Genomic DNA, 23665 nt, shown 5'->3' on the forward strand with positions numbered 1-23665 from the left:
CAGGAAGGGAAACGACAGTGAAGCAGGAAGCATTTCAGACCGACGTGCTCGTGGTCGGCTCCGGCCCCATGGGTGCCACCACGGCGCTGGCGCTGGCCACCTACGGCGTGCGTGTCCAGGTGGTGAACCGATACAACTGGACCGCCAACACGCCGCGCGCGCACATCACCAACCAGCGCGCGATGGAAGTGCTGCGCGACCTGGGCCTGGAGGGCGACGCGCGCCGCCAGGCCACGCCCTGGGAGTGGATGGGCGACACCTTGTTCACCACCAGCCTGGCCGGCCCCGAGATCGCGCGGCTGCGCACCTGGGGGACCGGCGACGAATGCATTGGCGACTATCTGCGGGCCAGTCCCTGCCCGATGCTGGACCTGCCGCAGAACAAGATGGAGCCCATGTTGGTCAGGCATGCCGCCGAGCGCGGCGCCGTCTTCTCGTTCAACACGGAGTACCTGGGGCATGAGCAGGACGCCGACGGCGTCACGGTCCACCTGCGGGACCTGCTCTCGGGCAGGGAATATGCCGTTCGCGCGCGCTATCTCGTGGGGGCTGACGGCGCCCGCTCCAGGGTCATGGACGATGCCGGGCTCGAACTGCGAGGGCAACTGGCGCGGGCGGCCACGGCCTACGTGCTGTTCCGGGCGGACCTGGCCCGCTACGCGGCCCACCGGCCCAGTATCCTGTACTGGATCGCCACGTCCGACGCGGCGTTCGGCGAAATCGGCCTGGGCCTGCTGCGCGCGATCGAACCGTGGAACCAGTGGATAGCCGGCTGGGGCTTCGACATGGAGAAGGGGGAGCCCGATTTCTCGCCCGAGGAAATCCGCAGGAAGGTCCGCATCCTGGTGGGCGATCCGGACCTGGAGATCGAGATCGACAACGCCTCGGTCTGGTACGTGAATCAGGCGCACGCGCCGGTCTATTCGAGGGGACGGGTTTTCTGCGGCGGGGATGCGGTGCATCGCCATCCACCCTCCAGCGGCCTGGGATCGAACACCTGCATGCAGGACGCTTTCAACCTGGCCTGGAAACTCGCATTCGTGGTGCGTGGCCATGCCGGGGTGGGCCTGCTGGATTCCTACTCGCCGGAACGCGCGCCGGTGGGAGCGCAGATCGTCGCCAGGGCGAACCAGTCCAGGCTGGACTACGGTCCGCTGAACCAGTGCTTCCGGGAGCCGGGCGCCGCCGATCCGGTCGCGGCCGGCCTGGCGCGGCTGGCGTCGCCCGATGCCGACGGCGTGGCGCGGCGCGCCGCCCTGGCCGAGGCGCTCAGGCTCAAGAACTACGAGTTCAACGCGCAAGGCGTGGAACTGAACCAGCGCTATGCATCGGCGGCGGTCATCGCCGATCCGGAGGTGGGCGAGGAAGCCTGGGCGCGCGATCCGCAACTGCATGCGCAGGCGAGCACGCGCCCGGGCGCCAAGCTGCCCCATGCCTGGCTGGTGGGGAGCGACGGGCGCAGGGTGTCGACGCTGGATGTCGTGGGCCGGGGCAAGTTCACCCTGGTCACCGGCCTGGCGGGCCAGGCGTGGAAAGCGGCGGCAGCCGCGATGGGCCTGCCTTTCCTGAGAACGGTCGTGATCGGCGAGCCGGGCGCGCTCGATTCCTACTGCGCGTGGCGGGCGCTGCGCGAGATCGAGGAGTCCGGGGCGCTGCTGGTGCGCCCGGATGGCATCGTCGCGTGGCGCCGGCACAGTGGGGACGAGCTGGACGCCGCGCGGGCGGGCGCCGTTCTCGACGCGGCCCTGGCGCGTCTCCTGGACCGCGCGCGGTGACGAGGATGAATGCCAAGGGCGACAGGGCCTTCCTGGGCATGTCGCATTCCCCGTTGATGGGGCTGAACCCGGTGCCGGAGCAGGCCGAAGCCGAGTTGCTGGCGGCGATCGCGCAGGTGCGCGACCGGGTGCTGGCCTATGCGCCGGACCTGGTCGTGCTGATCGCGCCCGACCACTACAACGGCTTTTTCAACCGGTTGATGCCGCCGTTCTGCATAGGCACGCAGGCCCGGGCCGTAGGCGACTACCTGTCTCCGGCGGGCCAGCTGCGGGTGGATGCGCCGTTGGCGCTGGAGATGGCCGATGCCCTGATGGACCGGGGGTTCGATGCGGCCGTCTCGCGGCGCATGGAGGTGGACCACGGTTTTGCCCAGCCGCTGCAATTGCTGTGGGGAGGGCTGGAGACGCCGCCCGTCGTGCCGGTGTTCGTCAATGCCGTCGCGCCGCCCGGCATTCCGCGCCTGTTCCGGTGCCGGGACCTGGGCCGGGCCATCGGCGATTTCCTGGACGGCGTGCCGCGGCGCGTGCTGCTGATCGGTTCGGGCGGACTGTCGCACGAGCCGCCGGTGCCGACGCTGGATCATCCCGATCCCGAGGTGCGCGAGCGGATCACCGTGCCGGGCGCGGCCGCGCCCGGCGAGCGCGAGGCCAAGCTCCGGCGCGTGATGGCGGCGGGGCAGGCATTGGCCGCGGGCGCGGGGACGGTCAAGCCCCTGGCGCCCGACTGGGACCGCCGCTGGATGGATGCGCTGGCCGGGCCGCCCGGCAGCCTGGACGAATTGTGCTCGTGGCCGGAGGACACCATCGCCCGCGAGGCGGGCGCGTCGGCGCATGAGTCCAAGACCTGGCTGGTCGCGCGCGCGGCGCTGACCGGGCGCGTCCAGGCGCCGGTTTTCCGGTACTACCGGGCCATTCCCGAATACATCGCCGGTTTCGGCCTGATGCTGATGACACAGCAGGGCCGGACGGGATGACAGGACCTTTCATTGCATTGCCCACGAACGAGAGACAAACCATGACGCAAACGATTTCCCCGCTGACCGAAGCCGCCACCAGCCGCTACGTGCGGATCACCGAGAACGGCCAGCCGCTGCGCCTGCACTACAACGACACGGGCGCGGGCGGCGAGGCCGTGATCATGCTGCACGGCTCGGGCCCCGGCGCCAGCGGCTGGGCCAATTTCCACCGCAACGTCCAGCCGTTCGCCGATGCCGGCCATCGGGTCATCCTGTTGGACTTCCCCGGCTGGAGCAAGAGCGACGCCATCGTCTGCGCCGGTTCGCGTTCGGACCTGAACGCCCGCGCGCTGGCCGGCCTGATGGATGCGATCGGGCTGGAGCGGGCGCATCTGGTCGGCAACTCCATGGGAGCCCACAGCGCCGTTGCCTTCGCCCTGGCGCATCCCGCGCGCGTGGGCCGGCTGGTCCTGATGGGAGGCGGGACGGGCGGGGTCAGCCCGGTCGTTCCCATGCCTACCGAAGGCATCAAGCTGATCGGCGCGTTGTACCGCGATCCGACCATCGAGAACCTGAAGCGGATGATGAACGTGTTCGTCCACGACGCCGCCAGCCTGACCGAGGAATTGTTCCAGGCCCGGCTGGACAACATGCTGTCGCGCCGCGACCATCTGGAGAATTTCGTCAAGAGCAGCCAGGCCCATCCCCGGCAGTTCCCCGACGTGGGCGCGAGCTTGGGCGAGGTCGCGGCCCGGACCCTGGTCATCTGGGGCCGCGACGACCGCTTCGTGCCGCTCGATACCGGGCTGCGCCTGCTGGCCGGCCTGCAGGACGCCGAACTGCACGTGTTCAGCCGTTGCGGCCATTGGGCGCAGTGGGAGCACGCACAGAAGTTCAACCGGATGGTGCTGGATTTCCTGGCGGCCTGAGACGGCCGCCAGGGGAGGCTACGCCCGTTGCGAGTCCAGCGCCTCGTTGTTCTTCACCACGTCCTGCGCTTTCGCGTAGCTTTCGATCAGCAATTGGTAGGCGGGGAAGATCCTGGTGTAGATCCCGGCCCACTGCTGGGCGTCGTCGCGATGCCAGGTCTTCTGGAGTTCCGAGGCCACCGCCGCCGTATCCATGGGCACCACGCCCGCCTGCACCACGCGCGCCAGCGTGATCTCCTGCGCCATCTTGCTGTAGGTGCCGGAGGCGTCGACCACCGCGAACACCTTGTAGCCGTCGGCGACCGCGCTGATGGCGGGGAAGGCCATGCACACGCTGGTGATGGTGCCGGCGATGATGAGGGTCTTGCGTCCGGTGGCCTTGACCGCGGCCACGAAGTCGGGATTGTCCCAGGCGTTGATCTCGCCCTTGCGCGCGACGTACCGGGCGTGCGGCGCGTTGGCGTGGATTTCCGGGATGAGCGGGCCGTTGGGCCCTTGCGGGACCGAGGCGGTGGTGATGACGGGCAGCTTGCTCAGGGTGGCCATGCTGGCCAGGGCCGCGGCGCGGGCGCGCAGCTCGGGCATGGGCATGTCGCCCACGGTCTGGAACAGGCCGCTCTGGTGATCGATCAGCAGCATGACGGCATCTGCGGGATCGATGACGGGACGTTGGCCCTGGAAATTGGCGGGGGTGCTCATGGTGCTCTCTCCTTGGTGGTCGGCGGGCAGCGGATGCTTATGCCGTGGGAAAGAGCATATCCATGATGCTAAAGAGTTTTTAGTAGGCGGGAATGGCATGCATCGTTCCTCTTATGGAACGATGCATGCTTCCGGGTCAGTGCCCCTTCTTGCCCGCGCCGCCCAGGATGTCCTGGATCCGGTCCAGCAGGGCGTCGGTGCGCGCCTGGTCGGGCGCCGCCATCCGCTTCAGGCTGCCCGGGGCCACCACGTCGCCGTAGAACGGCACCTGGTCGCAGTCGGTGCGGCGGGCGGGCAGCGCGTCGTCAAGGAAGAACGCCGTCACCCGATGGTCCACGCAGGTGCTCATGTAGGGGAACACGCCATGCGAGTACTCCCCCTTCACGTAGAGCAGCCGGGCCGTGGGCAGGGCATCGACGAAACGCAGCGCGTTCTCGGTCAGGGTCAGCGCGTCGAACTGGCTTTGCACGACCATCAGCGGTCCCGCCTTGGCGGTGTCCTGCACCGTGGGCTTGGCCGTGGTCGGGCCGCCCCAGTACAGGCAGGGTGCCTCGGTCATCGAGCCGCCGGTAACCGGATGGGTGACCGCCATTTCATTGCCGAGGTCGATCCAGTACCGGGGATCGGTCCGGGTCCCCACGTCATTGCAGACGACGGCGACGTAGGTGGCCTCTTCGGGCGGCATCAAAAGGGACCGCGGCTCGGGAAAGCGGATCGCGGCGAACTGGTCGAGCAGGCGTGTCGCCGCGCGCAGGGCCGCTTCGATGTCGAACGGGGCCTGGTCGCGGATCGCGGTGTCCACCGCGGTGCGCAGGTCGGCGTCGCTCATGCCGGGATCGGCGGCCAACTGGTCCCTGACGATGCCCGCCGCCAGCAGGACCAAGCCCGACGGCACGAGGCCGCGGCTCTTGTTGAACGCCAGCGTCGCGCCCACGGCCGCCTTCAGGGGCGAGGGCAGGGTGCCGAACAGCGCGCGGATCCGGCTTGCGTCGGCGCCGAGCCGGAACAGGTCCGGGTGGCGGGCGAAATAGGGGCTCATGACCTCGTCCAGCACGCGCTGCTTGCCGACGGACTGGCCGATCATGGCCTCGTCGAAGCCGGCGGTGAAGTCGACGGCGCTGTCCAGCATCAGGTGGCCGGCCTGCCCGGGAAAGCGGGCGGCATACCAGGCGCCCAGCCAGGTGCCGTACGAATAGCCGATGTAGTTGAGCTTGGCGTCGCCGATCAGGTGGCGGATCAGATCCAGGTCCCAGGCCGTCTGTTCGGTGTTGATATAAGGCGTGAGGGGGTTGTTCTGGCAAGCCTTGGTCGCCAGCCGCAGGTTGTACAGCATGGCCTCGATGTTGGCCGGGCTGCGGTCATCGGACGGGAAATTCACCTCGCGCGAGGGTTCGTTGGCCGTGCAGGTGAGCGTGGTGCCGGCACCGGTGCCGCGCGGCGAGAAGCCCACCATGTCATAGTGCCGCGCCAGGTCCTGCAGTGCCGCGCGCGTGGGCGAATCGCTGGGGGGCTGGGCGAACAGCGCGCCGAAGTTGGCCGCGAGCTCGAGCCCGTCGCCGCCCGGGCCGCCCGGATTGAAGACGATGGCGCCTTTGCGGACCTTGGGGTCGGCCGTGGCGACCTTCAGCAGCGCGACGCGGATGTCGCCGCGGTCCGTCCTCGCGTAGTCCAGCGGCGCGCGGATGGTCGCGCACGACACCTTGTCGCCCAGTTGCTGGATGAGGTCGCTGTTCGGCCCCAGGACGTGCGGGTCGCAGGGCGCCCATGCCACCGCCTGGGACTTGTAGGCGGCCAGCGGGTCGTCAGGGGCGGGAGCGTCGCCCCCGCCGCCGCAGGAAGCGAGAGCGGTCAATAGGACGGTGGCGCCGTATCGCCATGCCGATCGGCCGTGGATATGCATGTAAGCCCCCATTCTTGAGAATGTCTTTTATGGAGGCGCAAGCATAGCCGCATCCGTCACATGCGGACACGTCTTGTTACGGGAAACGGGGGCAGGGAGAGGGGGCGCCGGCGATGCCGGCGCGGAACTCAGGCGGACTTTTTCCTGATCATGCCGTAGATCAGCAGCAGCACGACGGCGCCGACCACCGAGGCGATCCATCCGGCCGGTTCGCCTGGCTGGTACCAGCCCATGGCACGGCCGGCATACCCCGCGATGAGCGAGCCGGCGATGCCGAGCACGATGGTCATGAGCCATCCCATGCTGTCGTCGCCGGGCTTGATGGCGCGCGCAAGCAGGCCGACGACGAGGCCCACCAGAAGAGTTCCGAGAAGAGACAGCATGGCGTACCTCCGGACATGGATTCCAGTACCCCCGGCGGGGCGTGCGCGCATCATGCCATATTTTCGAGGCAGCCGGACACGCCTTCCGGCAGGCTGTCAGCGCAGCGTGTAACCCTTGCCGCGCATGCAGTCGTTGGCCAGGCCCGACTGGCGCTCGGCGTTGGCCAAGCCATCGCCCACGCCGGAACCCCCGCCCGCGTTGATGCCGCGATACGAAGGCGTGCTGGTGCCCGGCGAATTGATGCGCGCCTGGCGCTCGCACTGGATGCGGTCGCGCTCGGCCTGGTCGGCAGACGAGGTCTCCCTGTACCAGGAGGTGGGGCCGGAGGCGCACGCGGTCAGCGCCAGCACGCAGAGCAGGGCGGCGGGATTCTTGTTCATGATGTTCTGTTCCGTTGGAGGCCCCTGGGGCGTGGTCCGTGTCGCGGGGAATACGTCGATTGTATGCAAACGCGCAGGCGCGCGGCACGGCGTGCCGTCGCTTTCTAGAGCTCGTCGTCGTACTCGAGTTCCGACAGCCGGCGCCGCAGCGCGCGGGCATCCACCTCGGTGGCGTGGTAGTTCAACGGCAACTGGCGCAGTTCGCCGTCGTAGGGATCGCTGTCCGCCGCGTCGCTCAGGGGCAGCTCGAACACGGCCAGGCGGCGCTGCCTGAGCTGGCGCATGTATTGAAGAATGTTTTTCATGATTGGATAGGTTGCGGTTCCGCGGACCGCCTGGACACGATGCGCTATGCTCCTTGCGTTATAGACGCTTTCGGCGGGACTGGCTAGCGTCGGGCCCGCGGCCATGGCGCGGCTTGCGCCGGGTATGCGACTTGCTGAGCCACCCACCCGGACAGGAGATGCCACATGTCTGCCATTCCTCACGACGGATCGGCCCCGCATCATGCCTATCGGCTGTATGTAGCGGGAAGCGGGCTGTATGCGCGGGACCGCGCCGGCAAGGCGGTGTGTCTGGGCGCGGTGTCCGAGGGGGACGGTGTTCTCGGCTACCGGCTGAAGATGGAAGATCTGCAGGGCGAGGGGTTCCTGACCTCGGAAAAGCTCCTGCAAGACGTGGCGGCCAAACTGGCCTATGCGTCGCTGCACCGATTCTTTGGGACGGCCCCGGCCGCGCCGGTCCAGGAGGGCGCGGCCGATTTGCCGTGCCTGCTGCTGGACAACGAGGAGCCCGGCGAGTATCCACCGGCTGGCAGCGCTGCCTGGTAGAAAGCCTGCGGCGCGCCCGTCCGCACGTACGTCAGGAGGACGGAGTGGGACAGATTACGTCTTGCCGGGTGCTGGTCGTGGACAACTACGTCAGCGCCGCCGAAGCGCTGGCCGAAGCCTGCGGCCGGTTTCACGAGGTCAGGTACGTCGACGGCGGTTCGGCGGCGATGGAAGTGGCGCTGGCGTGGCGGCCGGACGTCATGGTCCTGGACATCGATATGCCGCCGCCGAACGGATTGGAGGTCGCCACCATGATCCGCGATATCTCGCACCTGAAGCCCGTCACGCTGATCGCGGTGACCGGCCGCAGCGCGGCCTTTGGCCAGGAAGAGGCCATCGCGCATGGCTTCGACGACTACATGACCAAGCCGGTGGACATCGACAGGCTGTTGTCGCTGATCGCCGCGGCCCGCCGGCTGCATTAGGAATAGGATCCGCGCGCGGATCTTAATGCTCTCCCACGGTGCGCGAGCGGCCCGCGCCGTAGGCGACCCATGCCTGCGCGCCAGCCATCGCCACCATGAGGCCCAGCGCCGGCAGCCAACTGTCGGTCCAGTCGCGCAGGACGCCGCAGACCACCGGACCGGCCGCGCCGATCAGGTAGCCCAGGCTCTGCGCCATGCCCGACAGCGACGCGGCCTGCTGCGTGGTGGCGGCGCGCAGGCTGATATAGGCCAGCGACAGCATCAGGCTGCTGCCCAGTCCCGCGCCGGCCACGCAGATCCAGACGATGGTCCAGGCCGGAACCAGCGCCATGCCGGCGAAGCCCGCCACGCACAGCATCGAGATAGCCAGCCCGAGGAGCTTCTGGTCGCGCACGCGGCCCGACACCCAGGATGTCGCGATGTTGCCGAGCAGCGCCGCCAATTGCATCAGCGACACCATCCAGCCGGCCTCGCTCGGACTCATGCCGGTCTCGTGCAGCATGGAGGGCAGCCAGGCCACGAGTATGTAGAAATTGAAAGCCTGGATGCCGGTGAAGAGCGTGACCTGCCAGGCCAGCCACGAGCGCCAGACATTCGCGGTTTTCGTGGCGTGGGCGCGGGTGGATACGGGCGCCTCGGCCTGGTTGCGCGAACGTGCCAGCCAGACCAGGGCCGCGGGGACCGTGATGACCAGCACGCAGGCAAGCGAGCTGCGCCAGCCGCCGGGCAGGTTGTCGGCCAGTGGCACCGCCACGCCCGCCGCCGTGCCCGACACGAGCGTCATCACGACTGAATACAGTCCGGTGAGCGGGCCGATGCGCTGCGGGAATTCCCGCTTGACCAGTGCCGGCAGCATCACATTGCCGACGGCGATGGCGACGCCGCCGATCGCCGTGCCGATGAACAAAGGGGCGATGCCGGGCATCGACCGAACCGCGATGCCGACGCAAAGCGCGACCATGGCGGCGAACAACGCGCGTTCCAGCCCCAGTTGCCGGCCCAGGGCGGGTGCCAGCACCGAGAACAGGCCGAACGCGAGCAGCGGGAGCGTGTTGAGCAGCCCGGCGCTGCCCGCGTCCAGCCCCGTGGAGGCGCGGATATGGCCGAGCAGGGGGCCGACGCCGGTCAACGGCGCGCGCAGCGTCGCCGCCACCAGCAGGATGCCCAGCAGGGCCATGGCGGGCGTGACGGCGCGGGCAAGGCCCGGGCGGGTTTCGGGGGTCATGAAGCGGCGTTCTTCAGGCGGCGGCTCATCAGCACATGCGGGATGCCGGCCTCCATGAATTCGTCTCCTTCGGCCTCGAAGCCCCGCGTTTCGTAGAACGCCCGAGCGCGCGTCTGCGCGTGCAGCAGCAGCCGGTCGTGCCCGCGCCGGCGGGCTTCGTCGATCAAGGCGTCCAGGATGGCGCCGCCCACGCCCCGCCCGCGCCCATGGCGGTGGACCGCCATGCGGCCGATGTGCCCGTCCGGCAGGAGCCGGCCGGTACCCAGGGGCGTGCCGTCGGTGTCGTAGGCGACCGCGTGCAGCGAGACCGCGTCGGCATCGTCGTATTCGAGTTCCAGCGGGACCGACTGTTCGTGGACGAAGACGGCCTGGCGTATGGACGACGCGTCGTGCCTGAGGGTGTCCCATGAACCGACGGCGAGGTGGATGCCAAGCCTGGTCATGAGGGGCGGCGCGGGGCGCATGCCCGCGAGAATTGGGAGGGAGAAAGGAACGGGTGCGTTGCTTGTGGTGTCATGCCGGCAGAAGGCCGCAGCCAGTGCGGGTGCAAAGGCTCTAGCTTAGTCCATCTGTATCCTCATGTACGCCGGAAACCGGCCGGCGCCGCCCGCCTTGTAGTCGACCCATGCCTGCGCCAGCACTGCCATCAACGACAAGGCCGGCGCGACTCGCGGTCACATGAGGGGGAGGGGGCAGATCGCGCACCGGTTCTGACCGGTGCGCGGGACTCGCCTTAGTCGATGCGGACGTCGGCTTGCTTGATGATGGCGCTGTACTTTGCCGCTTCGGTCTTGACGAAGTCGGCGAAGGCCGTGCCATTCAGGTTCTTGGGCACCGCGCCCATGTTCCTGATGTTGGTCAACACTGCTTCGTTCTTGAGCGCCGTGGCCGCGGCGGCCTGGAGCCTGGCGATGACCGGGGCGGGCGTCTGCGCGGGAACGAACAGGCCGAACCAGGCCTCGGTGTTGTAGCCCTTCAGGCCCGACTCGTTCAGCGTCGGTACGTCGGGCAGCACGGGCGAGCGTTCCAGGCTGCTGACGGCCAGCGCACGGAGCTTGCCGGCCTGGATCTGCTGAGCCACCGTGGGGATGTTGATCATCAGCGCCGAGATCTCGCCACCCATGACGGCGGTCACGGCCGGCGCGGCACCCTTGTAGGGTACGTGCGGGATGTCGGTGCCCGCCATCGAGTTGAACAGGATGGCCGACAGGTGCGACAGGCTGCCGTTGCCGCCCGAGCCGACGTTCAGCTTGCCGGGATTGGCGCGCGCGTACGCGATGAATTCAGCGATGTTCTTGGCCGGCAGAGAGGGGTTGATGACCAGCACGTTGGGGGCGCTGGCCAGCAGCGTCACGGCGGCGAAGTCCTTGGCCGAGTTGTAGGGCAGCTTGCTGTAGAGGCCGGGGGTGACGGCGTGCGAGCTGGCGTTGCCCAGCAGCACGGTGTAGCCGTCCGGCGAGGCCTTGGCGACGATGTCCGAGGCGATGCTGCCGCCGGCGCCGGGCTTGTTCTCGACGACCAGGCTTTGGCCCAGGGCGTCGCCCATGGCCTTGCCCACGTTGCGGGCCAGTTGGTCGGAACCGTCGCCCGGGGGCGCGGGCACGACGAGGCGGATGGGGCGGTCGGGGTACTCGGCGTGCGCGGCCGGGCCGGCCAGGGTCAGGCCGAGCGCCATGGCGGCCGGCAGGTGCCGCAACTTGGGTGCGAAGGTCATGGGCATTTCCTTGTGGGGTGGGAGGAGGTCAGCGTACCAGGGCTTGCAGGCCGAAGAATTCGACCGCGTTGCCGGCGTAGATGGCTTGTTTGTCGGCGTCGCTGAAGCCGGGTTGCTCGGCCACCAGCTTGCCGATGGACTGCTCGCCCAGCGGGAAGGGGTAGTCCGAACCCAGCATGATGCGGTCGGTGCCCATCACGTCGGCCAGCAGGCGCAGCGCGCCCGGATCGAACACGGCCGAATCGACGTAGAAGCGCTTGACGTATTCCGAGGGCAGGCGCGGGCAGTCCTTGCGGATGATGTCGCGATGCTTCCAGGCGTTGTCCACGCGGCCCAGCATGAAGGCGAACGAGCCGCCGCCATGGGCGAAGCAGATCTTCAGCGATTCGGGGATGCGCTCGAAGGCGCCCGACAGGATCAGCGACAGGATGCCGAGCTGCGTTTCGGCGGGCATGGCCACCAGCCAGGGCAGCATCCATTGCTTCATGCGGTTGCCGCCCATCATGTCCCACGGGTGGACCAGCAGCGGGATGCCTTCAGTGGCGCAGTGCTGCAGGAAGGTGACCAGGCCCTCGTCGTCGAGGTCGCGGTCGCCCAGGTGGTTGCCGATCTGCACGCCGTGGTGGCCCGTGGCCTTGGCACGAGAGGCTTCGCGGCAGGCGGCGTCGATGTCCTGCAACGGCACCTGCGCCAGCGCCACCAGGCGCTTGGGCGCGGCGGCACAGAACTCCAGCGCCAGGTCGTTCATGCGCTGGGCCCAGGGCAGGACCTTCTCGGACGAGAATTCGTAGCCGAACATGATGGGCGTGGCGCAGGTGATCTGGATGTCCACGCCTTGGGCATCCATCTCGGCCAGGCGCGCCTGCGGATCCCATAGCGCGTCGTAGACGGGGCGGAAAGGCTTGTCGGCGCGCATGATGTCGCCGGTCTTGCCGTCCGGCGCGACCTGGAGCCAGGGCGCGCGCTCGACGCTCAGGGCGGCGGCTTCTTCCCGCGTGATGCGCGGGAAGTGGTGGGCGTGCATGTCGATTTTCATGATGGGCTTGATGTCTGGTGTTGTCGTCGCGGGATCAGAGGGGCTTGTAGGCGACCGCCTTGATCTCGATGCGCAGGTGCGGGTGGGGCAACTGGTGCACGGCTACCGTGGTGCGGGCCGGGCCGTCGTAGTCGAAGAATTCTCCGTAGACCTCGTTGTAGCCACCGAAATCGCTCATGTCGACCAGGAAGGTGCCGATCTCGACCACGTCGGACAACGAGGCGCCGGCGGTGCCCAGGATGTCGCGGATGTTCTCGAGCACCGCGCGGGTCTGGGCGCGGATGTCGAACTTGGTGGTGCCCATGGCGTCCACTTCCACGCCGGCCAGGGAGTTGTCGGAACGGCGCGAGCTGGTGCCCGAGACGAACAGGAAGTCGCCGGCGCGCTTGATGTGGGGGTACTTGCCGCGGGGGGTGGCCTTGCCTTCGACGACTTTGGCTTGTGTGCTCATGTCTACTCTCTAGTGGGGGTGCGCCCGGACGGGATGCGGGCGGAATGCTGACCGATGCAAGTCTAGGCAATCCGCCCTCGAAAAGAGAATGAATTTACGCGTCACTGGTATTCGATTTGGCTATGGCTGCGACAGGCAGGGCGCATGCCCCCTTCCTGTCATCAAGGCTCGGGTGGGAGGGGGGCGGAGCCGTATATGATGACCGCCTCCACGACCAGAAAAACGGGAAGCCGCGTCATGATCGCCATCGAAATCTCCCGCCCCGGCGGGCCCGAAGTCCTGCAGGCCGCCGAGCGTCCGACGCCGGTGCCCGGCGTGGGCGAAGTCCTGATCCAGGTCGCCGCCGCTGGCGTCAACCGGCCGGACGTGGCCCAGCGCCGCGGCACCTACCCGCCGCCCCCGGGCGCCTCCGACCTGCCCGGGCTGGAAGTGGCCGGCACCGTGGCCGCGCTGGGCGAGGGCGCCACCGGCCTCGCCGTGGGCGATGCGGTGTGCGCGCTGGTCAACGGCGGCGGCTATGCCGAATACTGCACCGTGCCGGCCACCCAGTGCCTGCCGGTGCCGAAGGGGCTGAGCATGGTCGAGGCCGCCGGCCTGCCCGAGACCTACTTCACCGTATGGAGCAACGTTTTCATGCGCGGCAAGTTGTCGGGCCAGGAAGCGCTGCTCGTGCACGGCGGCGCCAGCGGCATCGGCACCACGGCCGTCCAGCTGGCCAAGGCGCTGGGACACCGGGTGTACGCCACGGTGGGCAGCGACGAGCGCGTCGCCGCCGTCGAGAAACTCGGCGCCACCGCCGGCATCAACTACCGTACCCAGGATTTCGTGCAGGAGATCAAGCGCCTGACCGATGGCCGGGGCGTGGACGTGATCCTGGACATGGTGGCCGGCGACTACGTCGCCCGCGATGTCCATTGCCTGGCCGAAGACGGCCGCATCGTGCTGATCGCGCTGCTGGGCGGCGCGAAGGGCGAAATCGACTTTGCCCGGGTGCTCAGCCGGCGCCTGACCATCACCGGTTCCACCCTGCGCCCGCGCTCGGCCCAGTTCAAGGGCGAAGTCGCTGCCGCGCTGCGCCAGAACGTCTGGCCGTTGTTCGAGTCCGGACGGCTCAAGCCGGTGGTGTACGCCACCTTTCCGTTGCGCGAGGCGGCGCAGGCCCACGCCATGATGGAGTCGGGCGAGCACGTGGGGAAGATCGTCCTGACGGTTTAGGCCCCCTACGCGCTTCGCGCGCCCTGTATGGTGAGCCCCCAGCCGCTGGGCGGCAGCCCCCAAGGGGCCGGGACCCGCCTTGGGGCGGCCCGGCGCCGGGTGCCCGGGGCAGATGAGGGTGGACCGGCGGAGTCCGATCCACCGCATCCTGGGCCTGGGGGGCCACACGGCGGCCTTTTTTGCGACATTGGCTGCAGCGGTGCGCCGGAGTCGATACAATCGAGGTTTTGCCCGCATATTTTTGTCCACGCGGGCATTTTTCGATTCTTGTCGATGGCAACTAAACAGAATATCCGCCGCCTGGTGCTTGGCAACTGGAAGATGCACGGCGCGCTGGCCACCAACGGCCAGCTGCTCTCGGCCATACGCAGCGCCTGGAACCAATCCTCTGGCGCCGCCGCCTGCGACGTCGGCGTCTGCGTGCCGTTTCCGTACCTGGCCCAGGCCGAGTCCGCGCTGACGGATTCCGACGTTGCCTGGGGCGCCCAGGACATCAGCGTCCACCCGCAGGGCGCCTATACTGGCGAGGTGTCCGGCGCCATGCTGGCTGACTTCGGCTGCCGCTATGTGCTGGCTGGCCATTCCGAGCGCCGCAGCCTGCACGGTGAAACCAGCCAGCTCGTGGCCGACAAGGCCAGGGCGGCGCTGGCCGCCGGCCTGACCCCCGTCGTCTGCGTGGGCGAGACCCTGGCCGAGCGCGAAGCCGGCCGCACCCTGGCCGTCATCGACGAGCAGCTCGCGCCCGTGCTGGCCCTGGGCCGGGAAGCCGTGACCGCCATGGTCGTTGCCTACGAACCCGTCTGGGCGATCGGCACCGGCAAGACCGCCAGCCCCGAACAGGCCCAGGAAGTGCACGCCGCCATCCGGGCCGCGCTTCAGGGCATCGACTGCGCCGGCGTGCGCGTGTTGTACGGCGGCAGCGTCAAGGCGGCCAATGCCGCCGAACTGTTCGCCATGCCCGATATCGACGGCGGCCTGATAGGCGGCGCCTCGCTGGTGGCCGAAGACTTCCTGCGCATCGCCGAGGCGGGCGCCATAACCCGGAGTGCTTGAATGTCCGTAATGCTTACTGTCCTGCTGATCGTGCAGGTTGTCTCCGCCCTGACGATCATCGTCCTGGTCCTGCTTCAGCAGGGCAAGGGCGCCGACATGGGCTCCGCTTTCGGTGGCGGCTCCGCCGGCAGCCTGTTCGGCGCCGCTGGCGCGGCCAACTTCCTGTCGCGCACCACCAAGTGGGCGGCGGTCGTCTTCTTCATTTCCACCGCCGCGCTGGCCTACCTGGGCCGTCCGGCTCCCGCCGCTTCGCAAGGCGGGGTCATGGAAAGCCATCCCGCCGACCTGTCGGTACCCGCGGTCCCCGGCAGCACACCCGCGCCGGCCCCGGCGGCTCCCGACGCATCGGTCCCGTCGGTGCCCGCCACGCCGCCTGCGGCCCCTGCCCAGCCCGAGGCGCCCGCTCAGAAAAACTGAAGGGAATTCCGCTGACGGGCCGGCAAATGTTATATACTAGCGGGCTCACGCAAGCCGTCGTGGTGAAATTGGTAGACACGCTATCTTGAGGGGGTAGTGGCGAAAGCTGTGCGAGTTCGAGTCTCGCCGACGGCACCAGGATTTCCTCCAGAACACCTCTGGATCATCAAAAACCCGCGTATCTCATACGAGATCGCGGGTTTTTGTTTTGCGGAGCTCCGCACGGAACCGCCGCTCGATGCAGCGGCGTTCAGTAAGGTCTTGCGGCGTGACGGGCTGCTGTCTGCCCGCCGCGCCTGGCGGGGCGGGCTATCATGCCCGGCATGCGGCGCGGGCCGCCCCGGACTGGAGCATCGTTTCATGGACACCCCCCGGCACTTCGGCTTTCTCGGACTCGGCAACATGGGCCTGCCCATGGCGCGTCGCCTGCTCGCGGCGGGCCACGCGCTCACGGTGTGGAACCGGAGTGCCGACAGGGCGGCCGAACTGGCCCGGGCCGGCGCGCGGGTGGCCGGTACGCCGGCCCAGGTGCTGGCGGCGGCCGACGTGCTGGGAATCTGCGTCAAGGACGGGGCGGCGGTCGACGCCGTGGTATTCGGTCCTGATGGCTTGGCCGGCGCCGGTCCGCAAGGTGGGCGCAAGATCGTGGTCGATTTTTCCACCATCGAGCCGGAGCACGCGCGCGATGTCGGCCGGCGTCTGCATGAGCGGACGGGGGCCGCGTGGCTGGACGCGCCCGTATCGGGCGGCGTGCCGGGCGCCGAGGGCGGCACGCTGATCTGCTTCGTCGGGGGGGAGGCCGCTGACCTGGAGGCGGCCCGGCCCTTCCTGGCGGCGCTGACTTCGCGTGTGACTCATATGGGGCCGGCCGGCGCGGGCCAGACCACCAAGATCTGCAACCAGATGATCGTTGCGGTGAATGTGCTCGCGATCGCCGAAACCTACGGCCTCGCGCGGCGCGCCGGCGTGGATGTCGAGCGCCTGGCGCCCGCGCTGGCGGGCGGGTTCGCGGACTCCCAGCCGTTGCAGATCTTCGGGCCCGGGATGGCTGCCGGCCGCTTCGCGCCCACGCGCACGGCGGTCGAACTGATGGCCAAGGACATCGGTATTTCGCAGCGCATGGCGGCTGAGCTGGAGGCGGACACGCCGGTGTCCGCTTTTTGTTCAAGACTGTACGAGTCCGTGCGCGAGCAGGCGCCCGAGATTTTCACCGGCGACGTGGCGGGATTGGTGCGGCGCTACGCCTGAGTTGCCGTGGGTGGGGCGGCTATAATTGGCGTTCGTCAGCCTTCTCCAACGACGGAAGCCGTGAATGCCCCCTTTTATTCCGCCGCTGAATGCATTGCTTGCTTTCGAGGCGACCGCCCGTCACCTGAGTTTCACGAAAGCCGCCAATGAGCTGCATCTGACCCAGGCGGCAATCAGTCATCAGATCCGTTCACTGGAGGATCGCCTGGGCACGGCGCTGTTCGTGCGGGCCAAGGGCCGGATCTCGCTGACCTCGCCGGGTTCGGAATATCTGGAAGCGGTCAGCGGCCTGCTGGTGGAACTCTCCACCGCGACCGATCGTGTCAGCCAGGGGGGCAACGAACACACGCTCTCGATCAGTTGCCTGCCCACGTTCGCGACGGAATGCCTGTTGCCGCTGCTGCCTGAGTTCCGGGCGGCCTTTCCGCAATTGCGGCTTCAGCTTTCCACCTCCTCGGTCTTCGATGCTTTCCAGATCAACGCCTATGACGTGGCGATCCGCTACGGTTCGGGCAAGTGGGACGGCGTGAAGTGCGATTGGCTGTGCGACGAGTATTTCTTTCCCGCGATGTCGCCGCGCCTGCTGGAGGGCCGGCCTGTCGGCGATGCGCCGGCGATCCTGGCCGGGACGACGTGGCTGCGCACGTACTTTACGTCGCTGTACGAGGATGACTGGCCGGAATGGCTGGCCGCCGCCGGCCTGGGCGAGATGCAGCCGCAGATGGAGCTGGGCATGCACATGCAATTGACCTCGCTGGCGGGGGCGGTGGAAGGGCTGGGCGTGGTGATCGCGCGCACGCCGCTGGCCAACCGCGCCTTGCGCAAGGGGACGCTGGTGTCCCCGTTCGGTCCGCGCCTCAAGTCGAAGTCGGCCTACTATCTGGCGACACCCGAGAGCCGCTACGAACATCAGAAGGTGGCCTGTTTCCGATCGTGGCTGCTGGAGCGCGCGGCCGAGCATTTTCGCCTGGAGCCCGAGGCGCTGATCGGTCATGGCTAGCGAGTTCGCGCAATTCGTCGAGTCCTGTCTGGCGCGGCGGGCGAGCCGCCATCCGGATCGGCTGGCGCTGGCGGACACCGATGGCGCGAAGCTGGACGGCCGTGGCCTGTACGAGCGGGCGCGCGCGGTGGCGCGATCGCTGCCGGTGCCGGACGGCGCTTCGCCGCCGCTCTATCTGCTGCCCACCGCCAATGGCGTCGAAAAGGTGGTGCTCTGGCTGGGCGCCTGGATGGCGGGCGCGGCGGTGCTCAATATCGACATGGACTACCTGCCGGCCGAAACGGTGCGCGCGCTGCTGGCGACCGCGCGGCCGTCGGGCATGCTGGCCCTCGCGCCCGCGGGCGCGGACTGCCTGCCTCTGGCGCAGGCACCCGGCGCGGCGGCGATGCCGGCGGGAACGGTGCTGGTCAATTGCACATCGGGCACGACGGGGATGCCCAAGCTGGTCTATCAGTCAGCGGCGGCGCTGCGGCACAACGGCGAGGTGTCCGCGCGGCTGATGCGGCTGGAAGAAGGGGAGCCCTGCCTGGAGGTGCGCGGACTGAACTGGTATTCGGCGCAGATACTGAGCCTGATGCCGTTTCTGTCGGTGGGGACGCAGTTGCATGTGGCGCCCGGATTTTCGGCGTCCAGACTGGCCGGCTGGCTGGACGAGCGGGCGATCCGCTTCATGCCCATGGTGCCGAGCATGGTGCGCATCATGCTCGGCGTGGTGGAAGCGTTGCCGGAGGCCCTGACACGGTATTCGTGCAGTTCGTCGGAGCTGGCGGGGGAGTTGTGGCAGCGAGCGGAAGCAACCTGGCGCGTGCCGCTGATCAATCTGTATGGCAGTTCCGAGCTGGGCTGGATCTGCGGTTCGGACGAGGCGGACCGGCGGATCGGCCGGGTCGGGTTTCCGATCGACGGCGTGCGGGTGACGGTTGAGCCGGGAGCCGGAAACACGGCGGGGCAGCCTGGCCGCGTTCTGGTCCGGACCCCGCACGTCGCGCTGGCGACGCGTTCCGTGGGCGGCGATTTCCTGTACCCGGGCGACGAGGCGATCGATACCCAGGATCTGGGCGTGTTCGACCCGACGGGCCGGCTCGCGCTGGCGGGCCGGGCCGACGACATGATCCTGCGGGGCGGCGTGAACATCCACCCGGGCGATGTCGAACGGCATATCGAACGGGTGCCCGGGGTGCGGCAGGCGGTGGCCTTTGGCGTGGATGACGTCACGTATGGCGCGGTGGTGGGCTGTGCCTTCACCGGCGCGCCCGGCGTACAGGCCGACGATCTGGCCATACGCCTGGCGATGGAACTGCCGGCCGCATGGCAGCCGGTCTATTGGTGGAAGCTGGACAGCATTCCGCTCGGTGCCAACGGCAAGGTTTCGCGCCGCCAGCTCAGGCAGCGGCTGACCGAGTCGCTTCCGCCACCACTTGCACCTCGATCTGCGCGCCGAAGTGCAGCGGCCCGACCGGCACCACCGTGCGCGCACAGCGATGCTGGCCCAGACGCCGACGATAGAGCTGGTTGAATTCGTCCCACAATCCGATGTCCGACAGGTAGATCGTGCATTGCACGATGCTGGCCAGTCCCTGGCCGCCTTCGGCCAGGATGGTCTCGATGCGGTCGAAGCAGGTGTCGAACTGGGTGGCGAAGTCTTCGCCGCGCGCCAGGTCGGGCAGCACGCCCGACAGGTAGACGAGCTGGCCCGTCTGCATGGCGGCCACGTAGTGGCCGACAGGTGCGGGCAGGCGGGGCGTGGGCCAGGGTGTCATGCGCCACCTCCGCCGAAGGCGTAGGCCACCGCCACCGCGATCACAACGGCCGCCGCGGCATAGATCCAGGTGCGCGAGGACGAGGCGGCCGGTGCCGCGCCGGCGGCCCGCGGGGCGGTCGTCCCGGCACTCGCCGTGGCGTCCGGCGCGGCGTCGGTGCCCCGCGCGCCAGGGCCGGTGATGGCCTTGTCTAGCCTCTGGAAAAACTCATCCGCCATTTTCTTGGCGACGCCGTCGATGACGCGCGCCCCCACCTGGGCCAGCTTGCCGCCGACCTGCGCCTTGACCTGGTAGGAGAGGGTCGTGCCGTCCGGGGCGTCGCTGAGCGAGACGCTGGCCGCGCCCTTGCCGAATCCCGCCGCGCCGCCGGTGCCGTTGAAGCTCAGGTCGTACGAGGTGTTGTCGATCTTGTTCTGCAGTGTGAGGTCTCCCACGAACCTGGCCTTGATGAACCCGACGGCCGCGACCATGGCGACCTTGTAGCCGTCGGGGCCGGTGGCGTCGATGGACTCGCAGCCAGGAATGCAGGCCTTGAGGACCTCGGGGTCGTTCAGGCAGCGCCAGACTTCATGGCGGGGGGCTTTGATGAGACGCTCGGCAACCATTTCCATACGGTGTGCTCCTTAGTTGCGGGTGCCGGCGCGCTCGGCGGCCAGCCGCACCGCGGCGATGATTTCGGGGTAGGTGCCGCAGCGGCACAGGTTGCCCGACAGGTAGTGTTCGATCTGGGCATCCGTGGGGTCGGGGTAGGCCTCGAGCAGTTTGCGCGTCATCATCACGAAGCCGGGCGTGCAGAAGCCGCACTGAAAGGCGCCGCAGTCGATGAAGGCCTGCTGGATGGGGTCGAGTTCGCCATCCGCGGTGTTGAGTGCTTCGAGGGTCTCGACCTGCTTGCCCTGCAGTTTCCAGGCGGGATAGAGGCAGCCCGAGGCGGGCGCGCCGTCCACGTAGATGGTGCAGCAGCCGCACAGGCCCTGGCCGCAGCTTTCGCGCGCGCCTTTCAGGCCGCAGCGCCCCAGCATGTCGATGGCGTTGTCGCGCACGTCCACGTGGCGGCGTTCGGCGCGTCCGTTGAGTTCGAACTCGATGTCGATGTTCATGCGTGTTGTTCCTGTCTGGTCCGCATCCCTTCCCAGATCTTCTCGGGACGGATGGGCAGTTGAGTGATGCGGACGCCGACGGCGTCTTCGATGGCGGCCGCCAGGGCCGAGGCGACGCCGAAGGTCGCGCTCTCGCCCACGCCCTTGCCGCCGAAGGGGCCGTTGGACTGGTAGGCGTCCACCGTCTCGCGGCCGATGTAGCGGGGGATGTCCTGGATGCCGGGGATCTTGTATTCCGACAGGCCGGCGTTGCGCAGCTGGCCTTGTTCGTCGAACTCCATTTCTTCCAGCGTGACCGTGCCGAGCTGCATGATGGCCGCGCCGCTGATCTGGGTCTGCACGATCAGCGGGTTGAGCGCGGTGCCGCAATCGACGACGTTCTCCATGCGCAGGATGGTGTACATGCCGGTTTCCGTGTCGACTTCGACCTCTATCGCCGTGCCGCCTATCATCCAATTGGGCGTGATGTCTTCCGACTGGCCGGTGGCCTTGTCGGGAGATTGGTAGGTGGGCTTGTAGACCCCGGTGCCGATGACCGTGCCGGCCTGCATGCCGAATTTGCGGACGAACAGCATCCCGAGGTTCTCCGGGTCGATCTCCTCCACGCCGACTTCCTTGGCCATGGCCCGCAACTTGGCCAGCGCGTCTTCGGCGGCCAGGCGCACGGCGTGGCCCATGTGGAAGGTCGAGCGCGAGCCCAGCGTGGCCATGTCATAGGGCGATGCATCGGTATCGGGGTTGACCACCGAGACCGACTCGGCGGGTACGCCCAGGACTTCGGACACGATCATGGCCATCAGGGTGTCCGAGCCCTGGCCCATGTCCACGGTATTGCATTGCACGCTGCAACTGCCGTCGGCGGCCACCGACACGGCCGCCACCGAGGTGGTGGGCGAGACGCAGGCCTTGATGCCCACCCCTATGCCGCGGCCGCGCCGGTAGCGTCCGCTGCCGTGCTCGAAGGGCTTGCTCCAGCCGAAACGTTCGGCCACGCGGTTGAGCACGAGCGGAATCGCGGCGTCTTTCATGACGGTGCCGGTGGCGTGGCGCTTGCCGTCCGCCAGCACGTTGCGCAAGCGGAATTCGACCGGATCCAGGCCCAGGTCGCGGGCGATGATGTCGGCCTGGCTCTCGTAGGCCCAGACCAGTTGCGGAATGCCGAAGCCGCGGAACGCGCCGGCCGGCGGACGGTTGGTATAGACCGCGACCGAGGTGACGTCGACATGTTCGATGTCGTAGGGTCCGGGAGCGGTGAAGCCCGATTTCTGCGTCACGCGCGGTCCGATGTCGGCGTAGGCGCCGCCGTTCCAGATGACCTCGCAGCGGCGCGCCAGGATGCGGCCGTTCTCGTCCACCGCCGATTCGATGGTGAAGGTGGTCGGATGGCGGGTGATGGTGTAGAACTGCTCGGCCATGGTCAGCGCGACCCGCACCGGCCGTTGGCACAGCATGCTCAGCGCCACGGCCAGCGGTTCGAGCTTGACGTAGAGCTTGCAGCCGAAGCCGCCGCCCAGGAAGGCCGTCTTGACCGTGATCTGGTTCTCGCGCCAGCCGAGCAGCCGCGCGATCTCGGTGCGGGCGAACGACGGGGTCTGGCTGGCCGTGTAGATGTGCGCGTGGGAATTGCGCACGTCGGCCACCGAGACCATGGGTTCCAGCGGGACATGCATGACCTGCTGGGTCTTGAAGGTGTTCTTGAACACGCGGTGCGCGCTCTTGAACGCCGCGTCCACGTCGCCTTTCTTGACGCCGAAGGTCAGCGCCACGTTGGTGTCGCGGATGCCGTTCAGGTGCTTGAGGTCGGCGAAGGTGCCGGCCGGCCGCAACGAGTCGTGCACGTAGATGTCGGAGTGCATGGCTTCGATTTCGTCGAACACCGCCGGCAGCTCTTCGATCTCGGCCTGGACCAGGCCCGCGGCATCCTCGGCCACATGGGGCGATTCGGCCACCACCACGGCCACCGGCTCGCCCACGTAGCGCACCTTGTCGATGGCGAGAATGGGCTGGTCGTGGAACGCGGGGCCATAGTAGGGCTCCGGAATGACCTTGAGGATGTCGGCGCCGGTGAATACGCCATGGACGCCCGGCACCGCTTTCGCCTGGGCGGTGTCGATGCCGAGGAGGCGGCCATGGGCCACGTGGCTGCGCACGATCTTCGCATGCAGCATCCCGGGCAGCGTGACGTGGTGGGTATAGTCGACGCGGCCGGTGACCTTGTCGACGGCTTCGAGGCGGCGCAGGCCTTTGCCAAGCCGGTTCAGGGGAGGGCGTTCTGTCGTCATGCGTGTCTCGCTGCCGGTTTGGGAGCTTGCAGGGCCTGTTCGAAGACTTCGGGCAGGTAGGCGCGCAGCAGGGCCTGCTTGTATTCCATGCTGCCGTGGCTGTCGGGTACCAGGGTGGCTTCGTCCACCGCCGCCTGCGCGGCGCGCCGGCCCAGTTCGGCCGACCAGGCCTGGCCGTCGAGCACGGCCTCGGCCTGCCGCAGGCGCGTGGGACGGTCGGTGGCGGCGCCGATGAACAGCCGTGTCCGGGCGATGCGGCCGTTGTCCAGGTCGAACGCGGCGGCGATGCCCAGCGTGGGCCAGTCGTGGCGCGCGCGGGTGGTGACTTTCTTGTAGTAGGCGCAGGCGGGCTGGCGAGGGATGGCCAGGCCGGTGACCAGTTCGTCGGCCTCCAGCGCGGTCTCGTAATAGCCTTGGTAGAGCTGCTCGACGGCTATCTCGCGCGCGCCGCGCACGCTTTGCGCGACCACCCGGGCATTCAGCGCGCTGAGCACGGGCGGCAGGTCCATGTGCGGATCACCATGCGAGAGGTAGCCCCCTATCATGGCGACGTTGCGCACCCGTGGGTTGGCCAGCGTGGTGAATACCTGGGGCAGCAGCGGATGCGAGGCGCACAGGCCGGGGTGGCGTTCCATCTCGCCCAGCGTGACCAGGCCGTCGATACGGGCCTGGCCGTCGTCGGCGACGCGGATCTTGCGCAGGCTGTCGCGCAGGCCTTCCAGGCTGAGCAGGCTGTCCACGTTCAGGATGCCCGCGCGGCGCATCAGCGAGATCGCCGTCGCGCCGCTGACCGGGCGGCCGGCGAAGCCTGGCGCGGCAAGGATCGCCAGTGCCTCGTCCAGGGTGGCCGGCTGCAGCAATTCAAAAGGGGACATGTCGTGTTCCT

25 protein-coding genes, 1 tRNA gene and 1 pseudogene are annotated in these 23665 nt (G+C 68.4%); 12 read left to right on the forward strand and 15 right to left on the reverse strand.

Annotation, left to right across the window (positions count from 1 at the left end; all coding sequences use genetic code 11):
• Window positions 1-17: 17 nt before the first annotated feature.
• The 3 genes from AC1Q6E_RS27255 to AC1Q6E_RS27265 are packed head-to-tail and all read left to right on the forward strand — an operon-like array spanning window position 18 to window position 3660.
• Window positions 18-1775 (forward strand): FAD-dependent monooxygenase, encoded by a 1758-nt coding sequence (locus AC1Q6E_RS27255; protein WP_492573910.1) that lies wholly within the window; start codon window positions 18-20, stop codon window positions 1773-1775.
• Window positions 1776-1780: 5 nt separating this feature from the next.
• Complete coding sequence (locus AC1Q6E_RS27260; RefSeq protein WP_296558184.1) at window positions 1781-2749, forward strand: 3-carboxyethylcatechol 2,3-dioxygenase; 969 nt, start codon at window positions 1781-1783, stop codon at window positions 2747-2749.
• A 41-nt stretch (window positions 2750-2790) separates the two neighbouring features.
• Complete coding sequence (locus AC1Q6E_RS27265; RefSeq protein ID WP_492573911.1) at window positions 2791-3660, forward strand: alpha/beta fold hydrolase; 870 nt, start codon at window positions 2791-2793, stop codon at window positions 3658-3660.
• 18 nt (window positions 3661-3678) lie between these two features.
• Here AC1Q6E_RS27265 and AC1Q6E_RS27270 read toward each other — a convergent pair whose 3' ends face one another.
• The 5 genes from AC1Q6E_RS27270 to AC1Q6E_RS27290 form a co-directional block, all read right to left on the reverse strand.
• Window positions 3679-4359 (reverse strand): isochorismatase family protein, encoded by a 681-nt coding sequence (locus tag AC1Q6E_RS27270; protein ID WP_152794890.1) that lies wholly within the window; start codon window positions 4357-4359, stop codon window positions 3679-3681.
• A gap of 136 nt (window positions 4360-4495) precedes the next feature.
• A complete protein-coding gene (locus AC1Q6E_RS27275; RefSeq protein ID WP_492573912.1) occupies window positions 4496-6211 on the reverse strand; it encodes an alpha/beta fold hydrolase in 1716 nt (571 codons plus the stop codon).
• Between the two features lie 176 nt (window positions 6212-6387).
• Window positions 6388-6642, reverse strand: a complete 255-nt coding sequence (locus tag AC1Q6E_RS27280) for a GlsB/YeaQ/YmgE family stress response membrane protein (protein WP_152794894.1) — start codon at window positions 6640-6642, stop codon at window positions 6388-6390.
• A 96-nt stretch (window positions 6643-6738) separates the two neighbouring features.
• On the reverse strand, window positions 6739-7023 hold the full coding sequence (locus AC1Q6E_RS27285) for a hypothetical protein (protein WP_152794896.1): 285 nt from the start codon (window positions 7021-7023) through the stop codon (window positions 6739-6741).
• A gap of 104 nt (window positions 7024-7127) precedes the next feature.
• Window positions 7128-7328 (reverse strand): hypothetical protein, encoded by a 201-nt coding sequence (locus AC1Q6E_RS27290; RefSeq protein ID WP_152794898.1) that lies wholly within the window; start codon window positions 7326-7328, stop codon window positions 7128-7130.
• 165 nt (window positions 7329-7493) lie between these two features.
• Here AC1Q6E_RS27290 and AC1Q6E_RS27295 point away from each other — a divergent pair, with 165 nt between their 5' ends.
• Window positions 7494-7853: a hypothetical protein gene (locus AC1Q6E_RS27295; protein WP_492573913.1), complete on the forward strand. Its 360-nt coding sequence runs from the start codon at window positions 7494-7496 to the stop codon at window positions 7851-7853.
• Between the two features lie 44 nt (window positions 7854-7897).
• Window positions 7898-8278, forward strand: coding sequence for a response regulator (locus AC1Q6E_RS27300; RefSeq protein WP_492573914.1), 381 nt, complete (start codon window positions 7898-7900; stop codon window positions 8276-8278).
• A gap of 22 nt (window positions 8279-8300) precedes the next feature.
• On the opposite strand, the gene AC1Q6E_RS27305 is transcribed toward AC1Q6E_RS27300, so the two are convergent.
• From AC1Q6E_RS27305 to AC1Q6E_RS27325, 5 genes are all read right to left on the reverse strand, one after another.
• Window positions 8301-9503 carry an MFS transporter gene (locus AC1Q6E_RS27305; protein WP_152794902.1) on the reverse strand — a complete coding sequence of 401 codons (1203 nt, stop codon included), beginning with the start codon at window positions 9501-9503 and terminating at the stop codon, window positions 8301-8303.
• Window positions 9500-9946, reverse strand: a complete 447-nt coding sequence (locus tag AC1Q6E_RS27310; RefSeq protein WP_152794904.1) for a GNAT family N-acetyltransferase — start codon at window positions 9944-9946, stop codon at window positions 9500-9502. Before AC1Q6E_RS27310 ends, AC1Q6E_RS27305 begins: the two co-directional genes overlap by 4 nt.
• A gap of 290 nt (window positions 9947-10236) precedes the next feature.
• Entirely contained in the window at window positions 10237-11217 is a 981-nt protein-coding gene (locus AC1Q6E_RS27315; protein ID WP_152794906.1) for a tripartite tricarboxylate transporter substrate binding protein, read from the reverse strand.
• 28 nt (window positions 11218-11245) lie between these two features.
• The gene (locus AC1Q6E_RS27320) at window positions 11246-12253 is read right to left on the reverse strand and encodes an amidohydrolase family protein (RefSeq protein ID WP_152794908.1); all 1008 of its coding nucleotides are present in this window, start codon (window positions 12251-12253) and stop codon (window positions 11246-11248) included.
• A gap of 34 nt (window positions 12254-12287) precedes the next feature.
• Window positions 12288-12704 carry a RidA family protein gene (locus AC1Q6E_RS27325; protein WP_087839401.1) on the reverse strand — a complete coding sequence of 139 codons (417 nt, stop codon included), beginning with the start codon at window positions 12702-12704 and terminating at the stop codon, window positions 12288-12290.
• A 237-nt stretch (window positions 12705-12941) separates the two neighbouring features.
• On the opposite strand from AC1Q6E_RS27325, the gene AC1Q6E_RS27330 reads away from it, so the two are divergent.
• From AC1Q6E_RS27330 to AC1Q6E_RS27360, 7 genes and pseudogenes are all read left to right on the forward strand, one after another.
• On the forward strand, window positions 12942-13919 hold the full coding sequence (locus tag AC1Q6E_RS27330; RefSeq protein ID WP_152794910.1) for an NAD(P)H-quinone oxidoreductase: 978 nt from the start codon (window positions 12942-12944) through the stop codon (window positions 13917-13919).
• Between the two features lie 273 nt (window positions 13920-14192).
• Window positions 14193-14972: a triose-phosphate isomerase gene (gene tpiA / locus AC1Q6E_RS27335; protein WP_152794912.1), complete on the forward strand. Its 780-nt coding sequence runs from the start codon at window positions 14193-14195 to the stop codon at window positions 14970-14972.
• Window positions 14973-15389 (forward strand): preprotein translocase subunit SecG, encoded by a 417-nt coding sequence (gene secG, locus AC1Q6E_RS27340; protein ID WP_152794914.1) that lies wholly within the window; start codon window positions 14973-14975, stop codon window positions 15387-15389.
• Window positions 15390-15442: 53 nt separating this feature from the next.
• Window positions 15443-15527, forward strand: a tRNA-Leu gene (locus AC1Q6E_RS27345).
• Between the two features lie 222 nt (window positions 15528-15749).
• Window positions 15750-16637 (forward strand): NAD(P)-dependent oxidoreductase, encoded by an 888-nt coding sequence (locus AC1Q6E_RS27350; protein WP_492573915.1) that lies wholly within the window; start codon window positions 15750-15752, stop codon window positions 16635-16637.
• Between the two features lie 64 nt (window positions 16638-16701).
• Complete coding sequence (locus AC1Q6E_RS27355) at window positions 16702-17637, forward strand: LysR substrate-binding domain-containing protein (RefSeq protein ID WP_492573916.1); 936 nt, start codon at window positions 16702-16704, stop codon at window positions 17635-17637.
• Window positions 17630-18613, forward strand: a pseudogene (locus AC1Q6E_RS27360) (AMP-binding protein); the annotation flags it as partial. The gene AC1Q6E_RS27355 and the pseudogene AC1Q6E_RS27360, both read left to right, overlap by 8 nt.
• Window positions 18614-19019: 406 nt before the next feature.
• Here AC1Q6E_RS27360 and AC1Q6E_RS27365 read toward each other — a convergent pair.
• From AC1Q6E_RS27365 to AC1Q6E_RS27385, 5 genes are read right to left on the reverse strand one after another with little or no spacing between them, the layout of a single operon-like run.
• On the reverse strand, window positions 19020-19397 hold the full coding sequence (locus tag AC1Q6E_RS27365) for a RidA family protein (protein ID WP_152794931.1): 378 nt from the start codon (window positions 19395-19397) through the stop codon (window positions 19020-19022).
• Entirely contained in the window at window positions 19394-20008 is a 615-nt protein-coding gene (locus AC1Q6E_RS27370; protein WP_296560268.1) for an SRPBCC family protein, read from the reverse strand. Before AC1Q6E_RS27370 ends, AC1Q6E_RS27365 begins: the two co-directional genes overlap by 4 nt.
• 12 nt (window positions 20009-20020) lie before the next feature.
• Window positions 20021-20497, reverse strand: a complete 477-nt coding sequence (locus tag AC1Q6E_RS27375) for a (2Fe-2S)-binding protein (protein ID WP_152794934.1) — start codon at window positions 20495-20497, stop codon at window positions 20021-20023.
• The gene (locus AC1Q6E_RS27380) at window positions 20494-22779 is read right to left on the reverse strand and encodes a xanthine dehydrogenase family protein molybdopterin-binding subunit (protein WP_296560272.1); all 2286 of its coding nucleotides are present in this window, start codon (window positions 22777-22779) and stop codon (window positions 20494-20496) included. The genes AC1Q6E_RS27375 and AC1Q6E_RS27380 overlap by 4 nt, the downstream gene beginning before the upstream one ends.
• On the reverse strand, window positions 22776-23654 hold the full coding sequence (locus tag AC1Q6E_RS27385; RefSeq protein WP_492573917.1) for an FAD binding domain-containing protein: 879 nt from the start codon (window positions 23652-23654) through the stop codon (window positions 22776-22778). Before AC1Q6E_RS27385 ends, AC1Q6E_RS27380 begins: the two co-directional genes overlap by 4 nt.
• Window positions 23655-23665: the final 11 nt, after the last annotated feature.

It is taken from the genome of Pigmentiphaga sp. MLSB6-MA01, from assembly GCF_058793475.1.

Coding starts and splice junctions, on each gene's coding strand:
- AC1Q6E_RS27260 (WP_296558184.1), top strand. CDS start 1,781: ATGAATGCCAAGGGCGACAGGGCCTTCCTGGGCATGTCGCATTCCCCG.
- AC1Q6E_RS27265 (WP_492573911.1), top strand. CDS start 2,791: ATGACGCAAACGATTTCCCCGCTGACCGAAGCCGCCACCAGCCGCTAC.
- AC1Q6E_RS27270 (WP_152794890.1), bottom strand. CDS start 4,359: ATGAGCACCCCCGCCAATTTCCAGGGCCAACGTCCCGTCATCGATCCC.
- AC1Q6E_RS27280 (WP_152794894.1), bottom strand. CDS start 6,642: ATGCTGTCTCTTCTCGGAACTCTTCTGGTGGGCCTCGTCGTCGGCCTG.
- AC1Q6E_RS27285 (WP_152794896.1), bottom strand. CDS start 7,023: ATGAACAAGAATCCCGCCGCCCTGCTCTGCGTGCTGGCGCTGACCGCG.
- AC1Q6E_RS27290 (WP_152794898.1), bottom strand. CDS start 7,328: ATGAAAAACATTCTTCAATACATGCGCCAGCTCAGGCAGCGCCGCCTG.
- AC1Q6E_RS27295 (WP_492573913.1), top strand. CDS start 7,494: ATGTCTGCCATTCCTCACGACGGATCGGCCCCGCATCATGCCTATCGG.
- AC1Q6E_RS27305 (WP_152794902.1), bottom strand. CDS start 9,503: ATGACCCCCGAAACCCGCCCGGGCCTTGCCCGCGCCGTCACGCCCGCC.
- AC1Q6E_RS27310 (WP_152794904.1), bottom strand. CDS start 9,946: ATGACCAGGCTTGGCATCCACCTCGCCGTCGGTTCATGGGACACCCTC.
- AC1Q6E_RS27315 (WP_152794906.1), bottom strand. CDS start 11,217: ATGACCTTCGCACCCAAGTTGCGGCACCTGCCGGCCGCCATGGCGCTC.
- AC1Q6E_RS27320 (WP_152794908.1), bottom strand. CDS start 12,253: ATGAAAATCGACATGCACGCCCACCACTTCCCGCGCATCACGCGGGAA.
- AC1Q6E_RS27325 (WP_087839401.1), bottom strand. CDS start 12,704: ATGAGCACACAAGCCAAAGTCGTCGAAGGCAAGGCCACCCCCCGCGGC.
- AC1Q6E_RS27330 (WP_152794910.1), top strand. CDS start 12,942: ATGATCGCCATCGAAATCTCCCGCCCCGGCGGGCCCGAAGTCCTGCAG.
- tpiA (WP_152794912.1), top strand. CDS start 14,193: ATGGCAACTAAACAGAATATCCGCCGCCTGGTGCTTGGCAACTGGAAG.
- secG (WP_152794914.1), top strand. CDS start 14,973: ATGTCCGTAATGCTTACTGTCCTGCTGATCGTGCAGGTTGTCTCCGCC.
- AC1Q6E_RS27350 (WP_492573915.1), top strand. CDS start 15,750: ATGGACACCCCCCGGCACTTCGGCTTTCTCGGACTCGGCAACATGGGC.
- AC1Q6E_RS27355 (WP_492573916.1), top strand. CDS start 16,702: ATGCCCCCTTTTATTCCGCCGCTGAATGCATTGCTTGCTTTCGAGGCG.
- AC1Q6E_RS27365 (WP_152794931.1), bottom strand. CDS start 19,397: ATGACACCCTGGCCCACGCCCCGCCTGCCCGCACCTGTCGGCCACTAC.
- AC1Q6E_RS27370 (WP_296560268.1), bottom strand. CDS start 20,008: ATGGAAATGGTTGCCGAGCGTCTCATCAAAGCCCCCCGCCATGAAGTC.
- AC1Q6E_RS27375 (WP_152794934.1), bottom strand. CDS start 20,497: ATGAACATCGACATCGAGTTCGAACTCAACGGACGCGCCGAACGCCGC.
- AC1Q6E_RS27380 (WP_296560272.1), bottom strand. CDS start 22,779: ATGACGACAGAACGCCCTCCCCTGAACCGGCTTGGCAAAGGCCTGCGC.
- AC1Q6E_RS27385 (WP_492573917.1), bottom strand. CDS start 23,654: ATGTCCCCTTTTGAATTGCTGCAGCCGGCCACCCTGGACGAGGCACTG.